At 32.1% G+C, this 11,159-nt stretch carries 13 protein-coding genes and 1 pseudogene; 13 read left to right on the top strand and 1 reads right to left on the bottom strand.

Annotated features, from left to right (window positions below; genetic code table 11):
* Positions 1-82: 82 nt before the first annotated feature.
* From ACR65M_RS25045 to ACR65M_RS25030, 4 genes and pseudogenes are all read left to right on the top strand, one after another.
* A complete protein-coding gene (locus ACR65M_RS25045; RefSeq protein ID WP_440274729.1) occupies positions 83-931 on the top strand; it encodes an SUMF1/EgtB/PvdO family nonheme iron enzyme in 849 nt (282 codons plus the stop codon).
* Positions 932-1,028: 97 nt separating this feature from the next.
* Positions 1,029-1,499, top strand: coding sequence for a GNAT family N-acetyltransferase (locus ACR65M_RS25040; protein ID WP_440274728.1), 471 nt, complete (start codon positions 1,029-1,031; stop codon positions 1,497-1,499).
* 33 nt (positions 1,500-1,532) lie between these two features.
* Complete coding sequence (locus ACR65M_RS25035) at positions 1,533-2,789, top strand: MFS transporter (RefSeq protein WP_440274727.1); 1,257 nt, start codon at positions 1,533-1,535, stop codon at positions 2,787-2,789.
* A gap of 246 nt (positions 2,790-3,035) precedes the next feature.
* A pseudogene (locus ACR65M_RS25030) lies at positions 3,036-3,445 on the top strand (MepB family protein); the annotation flags it as partial.
* Positions 3,446-3,786: 341 nt separating this feature from the next.
* Here ACR65M_RS25030 and ACR65M_RS25025 read toward each other — a convergent pair.
* On the bottom strand, positions 3,787-4,974 hold the full coding sequence (locus ACR65M_RS25025) for a tyrosine-type recombinase/integrase (protein ID WP_440274726.1): 1,188 nt from the start codon (positions 4,972-4,974) through the stop codon (positions 3,787-3,789).
* Positions 4,975-5,240: 266 nt separating this feature from the next.
* Between ACR65M_RS25025 and ACR65M_RS25020 the strand changes: the two genes are divergently transcribed.
* The 9 genes from ACR65M_RS25020 (at position 5,241) to ACR65M_RS24980 (ending at position 11,110) form a co-directional block, all read left to right on the top strand.
* Positions 5,241-5,441: a hypothetical protein gene (locus tag ACR65M_RS25020; RefSeq protein WP_440274725.1), complete on the top strand. Its 201-nt coding sequence runs from the start codon at positions 5,241-5,243 to the stop codon at positions 5,439-5,441.
* A gap of 62 nt (positions 5,442-5,503) precedes the next feature.
* Positions 5,504-5,884, top strand: a complete 381-nt coding sequence (locus ACR65M_RS25015; protein ID WP_440274724.1) for a hypothetical protein — start codon at positions 5,504-5,506, stop codon at positions 5,882-5,884.
* 311 nt (positions 5,885-6,195) lie between these two features.
* Complete coding sequence (locus ACR65M_RS25010) at positions 6,196-6,435, top strand: hypothetical protein (RefSeq protein WP_440274723.1); 240 nt, start codon at positions 6,196-6,198, stop codon at positions 6,433-6,435.
* Between the two features lie 64 nt (positions 6,436-6,499).
* Positions 6,500-7,474, top strand: coding sequence for a helix-turn-helix domain-containing protein (locus ACR65M_RS25005; protein WP_440274722.1), 975 nt, complete (start codon positions 6,500-6,502; stop codon positions 7,472-7,474).
* Positions 7,475-7,824: 350 nt separating this feature from the next.
* The gene (locus tag ACR65M_RS25000) at positions 7,825-8,112 is read left to right on the top strand and encodes an AbrB/MazE/SpoVT family DNA-binding domain-containing protein (protein WP_440274721.1); all 288 of its coding nucleotides are present in this window, start codon (positions 7,825-7,827) and stop codon (positions 8,110-8,112) included.
* Between the two features lie 275 nt (positions 8,113-8,387).
* Entirely contained in the window at positions 8,388-9,341 is a 954-nt protein-coding gene (locus ACR65M_RS24995) for a hypothetical protein (protein WP_440274720.1), read from the top strand.
* A gap of 121 nt (positions 9,342-9,462) precedes the next feature.
* On the top strand, positions 9,463-9,786 hold the full coding sequence (locus tag ACR65M_RS24990; protein ID WP_440274719.1) for a DUF2628 domain-containing protein: 324 nt from the start codon (positions 9,463-9,465) through the stop codon (positions 9,784-9,786).
* A gap of 77 nt (positions 9,787-9,863) precedes the next feature.
* Positions 9,864-10,766, top strand: a complete 903-nt coding sequence (locus tag ACR65M_RS24985; RefSeq protein ID WP_440274718.1) for a DUF2628 domain-containing protein — start codon at positions 9,864-9,866, stop codon at positions 10,764-10,766.
* Between the two features lie 227 nt (positions 10,767-10,993).
* A complete protein-coding gene (locus ACR65M_RS24980) occupies positions 10,994-11,110 on the top strand; it encodes a putative holin-like toxin (protein WP_440274717.1) in 117 nt (38 codons plus the stop codon).
* The last annotated feature ends 49 nt before the right edge of the window (positions 11,111-11,159 follow it).

Raw genomic sequence — 11,159 nt, 5'->3', positions numbered from 1 at the left:
TAATGTCACAATACTTATCTCAAGTATTGCCATTTTGGAGGTGTTTTATATTGTCTCACTATTTTAGGTTAGTCCAGGTCTTATTTTTGTTCCAGGCGGTTTCTTTACATATGGATTAGATCCAAACAGTGTCCCAGATAACCGATTTGGTTGGCACGACTCAATTCCCAAAAAACAAGTTTGGCTTCCTCCTTTTTTCATTGATAGATTTCCAGTAACTAACCAGGATTACGACGAGTTTGTAAGTTCAATTGAAAATGAGGGACATATCTTTTGCCACCCCTATGAACCTCGTAATAAGGACCATACTAGAAATACCTTTTGGGATGAAAGGTTCAAAAGTAGCCATCCAGTTACCGGGATTGATTGGTATGATGCATATGCATTTTCTAGGTGGAAAGGAAAAGAATTGCCAACAGAATTTCAATGGGAAAAGGCCGCACGAGGAGAAGATGGAAGAGTATGGCCGTGGGGGGATACGTTTAATGAAAAATATGCAAACTTTTCTCGAAGTTGGTCCCAAAATGACATTCAAACTTTACAAGATTGGAGGAATGAAATATTAAAATTCGACGATACATATCCTAGTATTACAACGGTAGATGCGGAAAGCATTCCAGAAAATACTAGTCCTTACGGTGTAATTGGAATGGTTGGGAATAATTGGGAATGGACGAGGTCAGATTATGTCACAAGAAGAAATTTTCATCCAATGTTAAAAAATGCAACAAAGAATAATGCTCATGAATTTGCAGTATTAAAGGGCGGTTCGTTCTTTTCCGATATTGGTTTAATGTATCCTTCTTTTAGGGGTAAGGATATTCCTTTTTGCAGGCATAATGAAATGGGTATACGATGCGTAGTAAATATTCCTCTTCATTTGTTAAGAAAGGAAAATGAGGGACCAATTATTAATAAGGCCATTTATTAAAGAAAAAATTGAGCCTGAGAAGCCAAATTATTGGAAAACAGGCTCGATTAATTCATAATCCCATAAATAAAAATAATAAAGAAGAGAGGAAAAAGGAATGGATAACTTATCGTTTATTGAAAAGGATCAGAAATCAATAAAGGAATTTATTGAAAAATGTATTGTCCAATATTCAAAAAATAAATCTGAAAGTCTTTTAAAACCATATTCTATTACGTATGAGGAATCGAAGAAAAGTTATTATAAGGTTTTCGTAAATGGCAAGCTAGAAGAGGGCCATAATATTTTTAATGTTGTAGAGAAGGAGAGGAATCAAGTTATCGGGGAAGTATGGCTATATCATGATGAAAACAAGACTTTTATATACGAATTAATTATTTTCGAAGAATTTCAAGGAAGGGGATACGGGACAAAAACCCTAAAAAAAATCGAGTCCTATTTCAAAAATCGCGGAGCCAAAAAAATAGGATTAAATGTTTTTGGGGATAATTTAGTAGCAATTAACTTATACAAAAAAGCAGGTTATAGAGTCGGTAATATGAATATGGTAAAACCCTTAAACGACTAGACTCTTGTGAATCTTGTGAAAGTGGTGAAACTAATGGTAACTAATGATAAGGGTGAAACACATCTTTGGAAACAACCAAACTTCCTAAAATTATGGTTCTCTCAATCATTTAATTCAATTTCCCATATTTTATTGCAAGTTGTGGTGATGGTCCAGGTATATCAAAAGACCAATTCTGCAGCAGGCTCAGCTTCAGTTCTAGCTTTAATGTCCCTTTCCTTGTTTATTAGTGGACTATTTGCAGCAAAATACATTGATCATTTTTCCATGAAATCTATTATATACATTGCTGGATGGACAAGAGCCATTCTAACTGTCTTAATTGGACTTTTTCTTTTTGTTGAACAACCTTGGGGTTTAGTGGGGCTTTTTTTATCTTTGGTTTGTTTGTCCTTCATTAATGCTTGGTATCAGCCAGCTCGCTTTGCATTATTACCACTTATAATTACTTCAGATTTGTATATTAAAGCTAACGCCACTTTGGTAACAATACAACAACTTTTAATGACGGCAGGATGGGGCATTAGTGGATTTCTTGTTGTATATGTAGAAATACCAATTCTAATATTTATTGTCTGTATTCTTCATATCTTATCAGGTCTTTTAGTAAAGTTAATTAAAATTGAAAACCAACATCTAAACTTAAAGAAAACTAAAAAGAAAAGGTCAGCATGGAAAGAAGTGTGGTCAATTCCCGTAGTCCGAGGTATTACCATCATGAATATTATCGAAAGTTTTTCTAATGCAATATGGACATCTGCATTATTATTATCCTTTGCAACATTAGTATTAAAAGAGGGTGAAGTGTGGTGGGGATTGCTGAATGCTGGTTACTTTCTAGGGGCTATAATTGGAAGTATTACTGTCACATTAAATTCAAAGATATTGTCTAGCAGAATTGGTATCATGATTGGATTAAGCGGTCTATCCATGGGATTATTTACAATTCTATTTTCGTTAAATACCCTTCCATTTATTGCAGTAATATTAACAATTTTAATGGGGCCATTATATCAAGCTAGAAGTATTTGCCAAGTTTCTCTTTTGCAAATTTCTATACCAGAAAATAAGAGGGCAAGTATCATGGCAGCTCGTAATTCCTTCCTAACTCCATTAAGTGGTATAACAGTGTTACTCGTCGGTTTTATGGCTGATCTTTTTGGTATACAAACTACTTATTTCATAGCAGGGGTTTTATATTTATTGGCATCTCTAGTCGCGTTTCAACAAAAAAGTTTAAGAAACTACAGATTTGAAAAAAAGAATCAATGTAATCAAGTTCCTTCTTAAAACTAATTTGACATAAACTGTCTAAAGAAGTATTTCACCATACCAATGTAAGAGAGGACTGTGATATGTTAAACAATGTAATGAAAAAAAGCAAGAATACAGTCAATTCTGCTAAATACTTCACCTTTATAATTAGCCATCATTACCAATTACATGTACCTTATATCCTTAATAATTGATATTTAAGTAAAGAGTGAAAAATCTATGTTTACACTCTTTTTTTGTGACCTTTCTATTTAATCATTAAATTCCAAGTGTGATGCTGGTACATTTCAATTATCTTCTAAAACAGCCCGATTCAGAGTTGCGAATATAACCCCTACTAAAGTAGGGCAGTTTGTTGCATTTTGGGAAAAAGACGAAAATAATAAAAATCAACCCTGCTCATATGAGGAAGCCCCTGATTTATTAGTCATAACTACCTTTAAAAATGACAATGAGTTTGGGCAATTTATTTTTCCAAAAGAAATTCACTTAAAACAGAACATTCTTAGGTCTACTTCAACAAAGGCGAAATGGCAATAAGAGTTTATCCTAGCTGGGATAGTCCGAGTAGTAAACAAGCGATGAATGCTCTAAAATGGCAGCTTCCCTTTGATATGTGTAATCCGAATAAATTACCCCTTAGAAAAAATAATAGAACTGTATTCTCTTGAATCCTCTGCAACCGGGCGCAATTGTGCAGTGTGGACAGAAAATGATTAAATTTTTTTATAAAAATTATATACCATTTCACAAAGAGAAAACCTGTTTAGATCAATCTTTTTTCAAAACAGGTTTTTTTGTAATATACATAAAGAACGAGGTTTGTGGGTTATTTTTAATCAAACTTTATTCTAAAGCCACATAAGGGCAATGATAATTGTTATAAAACTAAAAGTTAATGAGAACAGTGCAGACCACTCCCCAAGAGGATCTTTACTTTTGAAAGAATACTTTACGAATGATTGAATTAATTTAAAAAGAATATCACCAAGTAAATAGTTCACTTCCTTTTTTATTCCGTCTTTTTATTAATACTTTGCATAATACTAGAATCTTTCCATGCGTGTGATGCGTTATTGTGTCTGGATTGTTCTTTCTCTAAATAAATCTGTGTGGTTCGAATATCTGCATGCCCTAGAGATTTGCTAATTTGATATATATCCGCACCTAATTCATTTGAAATTATACTGTAAGCATGGCGAAAATTATGTGCACTGATCCGACGTTTACTATATTTAATAAAAGGAATTTCAGCTTTTTTCAATGCTTTTGTTAAGTAGTTAGAAAGATATTTAAAATTGTATGCCTTGCCTTTAGCTGTAGTAAATAGAGGGGATTCGTCCATCGGATTTAAGTCGGTTTCCAATCCTCTACGCTTTCGAAATTCAATAATCGTACCCATTACATTCGGATATATTAGAAGTTCTCTTTCTTTACCACCCTTCCCTATAACTTTAAGCCAGTATAATCCCTTGTCATAAGATAAATCACATACTCTACTAGTACATAGTTCACGAACGCGAGCCCCAGTGGTTATTAACACTGAAAATAGGCAGTGAAGAATAGGATGTACGCTGAAATGCTCTATTATTTGCTGTGCTTCTACTAAACTTACATCCCTGTTTGGCCTATCGGAATCCCTCACATTGGCCCTTTTTAATGCTTCATGAAGTTGTCTATGTATATATTTCTTCTTATATAAAAAGGATAAGAAGGAATTAAGTACAACTGTTTTTCGAGCTATGGTTGCTACTGAATAAGGTTTACCGCCCTTACCCAAATGGACCACCTTAATCCAGTCTTGATATTTTCGAAGGTTTCTAGGGCGAAGGTTTTTTAATACTGAATAAATATCATGACCCGCTGAATCAAAATCAAACATTGGTCCATCTTCTACCATCTTTTTATAAAAGGAGAGAATTTCTCTTGCGTATTCTTTTTTCGTATCAGCTGTTCGGTTCTTTTTTTCATCTTGATCCTTTTCTTCATGGATAAATAAATATATCATCTCCAAGTCATTGAACTTTGAATAATCATCTTCTTCTCCAATATCAACAATGTCTATCATTTCGTGGTGAAAATCTTTATTGAGGAAATTAGTTACAAGAGAGGGGATATTAAATATGTTACCCTTAGTAATCTCTTTATTGATATTGTTTATAGGAATAATATCTTTAATGATTTCGTATTCATATTCCATATCTATAAACTCCTTCCATTTATTTTATTTAATTAATGAGTAGCTTATATGTAATATCCCGTTGATATATTCATTATACAATATTTCCCTACGAAAATATTAAGATAGTAGAAAAATATGCTATTTGTCTACTATCTTAATATCAACATATATTTTAAAATTAATTTTTTATATATAAATATATAAAAGTATATTTACACTATCAGAATATTATGATATATTTATCTTGTAGTTTAATTTGCATAATTTTGGAAGGTAGGGTAGTGATGGACAAGAAAAAAATTATTAAGGTTGCATTGAAAGATGATTTCAAGTGCGAATGTGGAAATCAGTCACACTTAGATGGGTTTTATCCATGTAATGAAGATGGGGAATATGTAGAACCTTCACCTTCATGGAAGGGGCATTATAAATGTGATAGTTGCGACCAGATTTATGCACCAACTAATCTAGGATTCTTATTTTAAACTAACGGGCGCTTAGGAGTACTCCTAAGGAAATAAAAGGATATTAAGAAAGGATGTTTATAATGGAAAACAAAAATATTATCTTTGCAGATGAAGGGGATAAAGTTAAATGCACCAATGGAGAAATCTATGAATTTATTAGATTAAAGAGAACAAAGTTTATTGGTAAGAACGAGAAGGGTACATATGACATTCCTATTCAAATGTTTGTTGAAATCGTTGAAAAAGCAGGGCCAAAGAAAATAAATCAATCCTACAAACGGTTGAAAGAAGGCGATTTGTTCTACATTAAAAAGGGTGATGATGCTATAGTATATAGCTTCATAGAAATGAGTAATGGAAGGATAATCGGTAAAAACCCTGTTCATGGCGGTAGAACCAGAATAGATATTGGATTATATGGTGGTAAAATAACCGAGTTAAAAAAACAAATTAGTGCTTAAAAAAGGATGTAGGTGGCAGGGGAATCCAGCCACCTAATTTATATTTATAGATTCGTTTCTGATGATTAAAACAGGTACTTAGTTAGGAGATAAGTTAGAACGGGGGCAAATATAATGGATATTTTATTAATATCAACCTTTATAGAGTGGTTTAAATCTTTAAGTACTATCGGAGTAATCGTAGTAATTGGAATAGGTATTTACATTTTTCAGCAAGTTAAGAAAATCATTTTCCGGATTTTTTCTGTTGTGTTAGGCTTAATAGGATTAACAAAATTCTATTTAATGTTTTAGATAAAGGGTTGAAGTAAATGGAACAGATTTCATTTTTTGAATCTGATAAAATTAAGCTTGACGATGAACTTTACAAAGAACTAGCAAGCATTAAATTTAATGAATCGCTGACTTTATCTCGATTAGGAGTAAAGGTAAGCAGGTATGAAGTTTCGACTAAAAGAAATAAAGCAAAAGCATATGTGTTAGAAACTGATGATGAACATGAAATTTTTTATTCTCTTGATGATATTTATAATAGAATAAACCGCTTGTAATAAAGAAGATCTTCATTAAAGAAATATATATACAATGCTGTTCTAAAAGAAAGGTGAAGTAACAATGTTAGAAAATAATAGATATCTTACGACCAAACAAGCAGCAAGTGAATTAGGTGTAGTTGTTTCTACCATATATAAATATGTAAAAGAAGGGCACTTAAAACCGGTTTACGAAGATAAATGGCAGATAGATGAGACACTGTTATTTCATCCAGAGGATATCGCGGAGTTACAAGAGAAATTTCATAAGCCAGGATTAACCACTGGAGAGGCTGCTAAAGAATTAGGATTGCATCCAACAACCATCGCTTCTTACATTTCAAAAGGGGTTTTGACAGCTACAAAGAGATATTACAAAGGAAGGGAATTGTACTTTATTTCGAAAGAAGAAGTTGAAAAACTACAAAAATCCAATTTGATTAAGAAAAATCAATTAAAAAAAGCTTTTCATACTAGTGATGGTTACTATTTATTCCAGTCCTTAAGCAATGGTGAAAAGTTTGTTCGAATAATGGATATACAAGGTGATACAGGAACAGTTGTTGATGACAATGGAAATGAGATTACACTTTTAGAGAGTAAGATAAAAGGATTTGAAGTTAAAGAGAAATACAAGGAACGTAAGTATATTTCTAAGAAGGGGTACGCAAAGTTTATATTTCCGCTCCCAGCTGGTATCAGATCTACTGTTTTTAATGTTATTGAACTTTTTTATCAAAAACTAGGTTATAGGAATATAAAACTTGAGGTAGACCAAGGCCTTATTCATTTAGAAGTAAAACCTATAACATTAGGAATTTCGCAAGCTACTCATGAAACGGAAATTGCCCTAATGGAAAAATACTTAGTTGAAGGGAAAATTTATCAACGGGAGGATAAGGTACTAGTAGATTCTGATCTAGAGCCAATTGTGATCCATGTTCCTACCAAGTTAAAAGAACAAATTAAGAGCAATGCGGATGCTGCTAAAATGACGATAGAAGAATATGTATTTGTAATGTTAAGGAAGGGCATGGACCAAGAAGAATCAGAGTAAGAGGGGAATGTAGGATTTTTATTACTTTTTCAGATTGGTTTGAATCGTTAACCGGAGTAAGACAGGCTAGTTGATGAAGGTACATAAAAGATACAAAAAGTTAAATAAAAGGTGTGGATTAATTTATGAATGAAGCTGATGAATTAATTGTTTTAGGTATAGTCGGTACGATTATTTTGTTGGTTATTGGTTATGCAGGAGGTTATTTATGAAAGAAAAATGGATTAAATATCTTCGAATTTAATAGATATACACTTATTCTGTGGTTCTATTAAACGTGTAGACGATGTTGATAGTATCGCAATACCATAAAAATATTCAATACAATTAATCTATTAAGGGGAATGTATATGAAGGCAACAGGTATAGTTCGGAAAACCGATCAATTAGGAAGAATTGTTATTCCAAGAGAATTAAGAAAAATGCTTGAAATTGACCAAAAAGATCCGTTAGAAATTTTTGTGGATGGTGACCAAATTATCTTGCAAAAGTACACTTCTTCATTTGAATGTATGGTGACTGGTGAGGTATCAAGTTCAAATCACGTTTTGGCAAATGGAAAAATAATACTAAGTGATGAAGGTATAAACCTTTTATTATCCGAAATAGATACTTTGAAGCTGAATAACAATCGGTAAAGACGGTAAGCAAAAATCAAAACGTTGCTAATGCAGCGTTTTTTTTATGAATAAAGGTATGTTGTGATTATATTTGTGGTTGAACCCGTGGAAATGGTTTTTATTCTTATAAATTAAATCTTAATTATATTACGGATGTAATACATGTATAATAATAGTAATACATATTAAACTATCCTTATATTTATGGGGTTTATTAAAATTGAAAAAGGAAATAAATATGATATGTTGAATTAATAATGTAATACAATTTAGTAAATAAGGAGTGGAATGTAATGCAAGATGATAAAAATTTAAAGGATGACAATTTATTAAGTAATACAGAGAAGGATGAGTCGAAAAACAGAAGTATTCGCTGGTCTGATAGTGTTTATGAAGAAACAAGGAATATAGCAAAGAGTACTGGAAAGTCTTTGGATGAAATACAGAGAGAACTATTAGCATTACATTCTAGGATTACATTAGAGTCTGATCATGAATTTGGCAGTCAAATCAATGTTGTAAATGACTTGCTCCATCAATTAGGAGATAGATTTTCTTCAATGGTGACTCATGCTAATACTAAGATTGAGCTTCAACAGACTAACTATGAAAAGTTAAAATCTAGAACAGATTCTTTCATTAGTGAGCTCCAGGACAAAAATGAAAAGTTAAAAATAGAAATTAATCAGTTAGATGAAGAAAAGAAAAAATTACGCGATGAGGCATCTTCGGCTAGAGTTGATAAATGGCGAGCGGAAGAGGCACTAGAAAAACAACAAAAGGATTCCGGGGAACGGATTGGTGAATTAAAAGATACGATTACTGAAAAGGATGAAAAACTAGCTGAGAAGAATGATAAAATTGACCGTCTTGAAAAAGAAATCGAAAGTATGAAAAAGGCTATTTCTTTAAATGAGGAACTAAAAATAACTGTTGAATCTTTAGGGAATCAGCTTGATATAGAAAAAGAAAAGCATAAAAGGGAGCTAAGTGAACTTAAAAAGGACTATCAACAACAACAAGAGATTTCAATAAAAAATAAGGAATTAGAAATACGGTCAACCTTGCAGAATGAGTTTAGGGAAACCCTAGAGGAAAAGTTAGAAGAATATGATCGTAAACGTGAATCTTTGAGACAGGAGTTAAGAGAACAGTATGAACAACAACTCCTTGAATCGAGGACCAGAGTTAAAGAACTTGAACAGGAAGTAAAAAGATTAAGGAATAATACAAATAATGATAAATAATACTTTTGAAATAGGGAAAAAGAATTAAAAAATGTAGAAAAAAGAAGAAAATTAGGGATAATTACCCTTTTTATTCAAAATTTATGATATCTTAGTAGTAAATAAAAGGGGGTGTTTCTAGATGAAAATAACATTAAAAAATCAAGGTGGACTAACGAAGACTCCAAAATTGGGATTTAGTTGGACAACGTTCTTTTTTGGCTTCATACCAGCTTTAATTCGTGGAGACTTAAAGTGGGCAATTATAATGTTTATTTTGGCTGCTGTTGCAGGTACTTTTACTTTAGGTTTTGGAGCTTGGATTCCAGGAATTATTTTCTCATTCGTTTATAACAAAATTTATATTAAAGACCTAATCGAAAAAGGGTACCAACCAGCTAATGAAGAGACTCGAAATGCATTAGCCCAAAATGGCATTATTTCATCATCATCTGTTGCTTCTTAATATGTACTACACAATAGATCATCTTAAAATTAAGGTGGTCTATTTTATTATGGAAAAATAAATAGGAGGGGATGATTTTGTATTGTCAGGTATGTGGAGAAAAACAAAGTGAGGGGGCAAATTTTTGTCGGAAATGCGGAACACCTCAAACCGAAGATAACAGTAAAGAAATAATGGTGAAAAAAACAAATTCTGATGAAGATTCTCTTAGCCTATTTGTTGGTGATAATTCTGATTTTTATTTTGAGAAATGGGGAATTTTACATGGAGATCATGGAGAAGTCCGAAAAACAAGTTGGAACTGGGCCTCTTTCCTCGTAGGATTCCAATGGTTAGGATATCGAAAAATGTATAAGGCTATTTTTGTGATATTACTAATTTGGTTAATTATTGATGGGTTATTATTTATTTTAAACGCTTATCATACAAGTATTGATATTTTAATCGGATTGACTACCTATTTAATCTTAGGATTCAAAGGAAATTACTTATACTACTCCCATGCTTTAAGAAAAATAAATAAGCTTAAAAAAGGCAGCTTTCATGCAGAAGATATAAAAAAATCAGGCGGAAGAAATATATGGGGGATTTTTGCATCGTTTGGACTGTTCTTTTTATATGTTGTTATATCATCTTTGCTGTTTTCTTCTACTACATCTCCATTTGCCACTGAACAGGTAGCCTTTGGTTATGATATTAAAAATGGAGAAATAGCAGATCCGTATCAATATTTTGAGACAGAAGAAGAGATTTATTATTCATTTTATTTTCCAGATTCAAAAGGTGGTTCATATAAAGTTGTTATTGAAAAAGTGAACGATGATTCTGCAGAAATATATGATAGTTGGGAATCGGAAGTACCTCCAGATTGGGAAGGATTATATGATACCTTTATTACTCCTTCAGAATTAGGGGAATATGAATTGAAAATTATAAAAGAAAACGAAGTAATAGCAAAGGGTACATTTTATGTATTATAGGAAGGGGATAAAAATCAGCTGTTAGATAATGATGTAGTACCACTAGAGGATTTAGAAAAAGCGTTTAATTACATTGTATTTATTACGAACGATAAAAAAATAAATATGCCTTAAGTTTTTTGGTACATCTTAGGGAAAACGAACACAATTTGGGGTATAATGGAGTTATACAGTTGAAGCAGGGTGGGCAATGTGGTCACTCCCAGTTATGAAGGGGGGTGGCAATAATGGTTTCTGTTTACGAGGCGCTATCTCTCATGATCGGATTCGGAACATTAATCGTAGCAGTCATTGCCGTAGTTATTTCGCTAAACAATTTTATTAAAAGTCAAGAAAATGTTTAAAATCATTTAAAATTAAGTAACCAAATAAAATATCACACATTTTATAAAC

It is taken from the genome of Ferdinandcohnia sp. SAFN-114, from assembly GCF_059415045.1.
The sequence above is the reverse complement of the archived record's forward strand: the minus strand, read 5'-3'. Positions and strand labels throughout refer to the sequence as shown.

Coding starts and splice junctions, on each gene's coding strand:
- ACR65M_RS25020 (WP_440274725.1), top strand. CDS start 5,241: ATGGACAAGAAAAAAATTATTAAGGTTGCATTGAAAGATGATTTCAAG.
- ACR65M_RS24990 (WP_440274719.1), top strand. CDS start 9,463: ATGAAAATAACATTAAAAAATCAAGGTGGACTAACGAAGACTCCAAAA.
- ACR65M_RS25035 (WP_440274727.1), top strand. CDS start 1,533: ATGGTAACTAATGATAAGGGTGAAACACATCTTTGGAAACAACCAAAC.
- ACR65M_RS24995 (WP_440274720.1), top strand. CDS start 8,388: ATGCAAGATGATAAAAATTTAAAGGATGACAATTTATTAAGTAATACA.
- ACR65M_RS25005 (WP_440274722.1), top strand. CDS start 6,500: ATGTTAGAAAATAATAGATATCTTACGACCAAACAAGCAGCAAGTGAA.
- ACR65M_RS25025 (WP_440274726.1), bottom strand. CDS start 4,974: ATGGAATATGAATACGAAATCATTAAAGATATTATTCCTATAAACAAT.
- ACR65M_RS25015 (WP_440274724.1), top strand. CDS start 5,504: ATGGAAAACAAAAATATTATCTTTGCAGATGAAGGGGATAAAGTTAAA.
- ACR65M_RS25040 (WP_440274728.1), top strand. CDS start 1,029: ATGGATAACTTATCGTTTATTGAAAAGGATCAGAAATCAATAAAGGAA.
- ACR65M_RS24980 (WP_440274717.1), top strand. CDS start 10,994: ATGGTTTCTGTTTACGAGGCGCTATCTCTCATGATCGGATTCGGAACA.
- ACR65M_RS25000 (WP_440274721.1), top strand. CDS start 7,825: ATGAAGGCAACAGGTATAGTTCGGAAAACCGATCAATTAGGAAGAATT.
- ACR65M_RS25010 (WP_440274723.1), top strand. CDS start 6,196: ATGGAACAGATTTCATTTTTTGAATCTGATAAAATTAAGCTTGACGAT.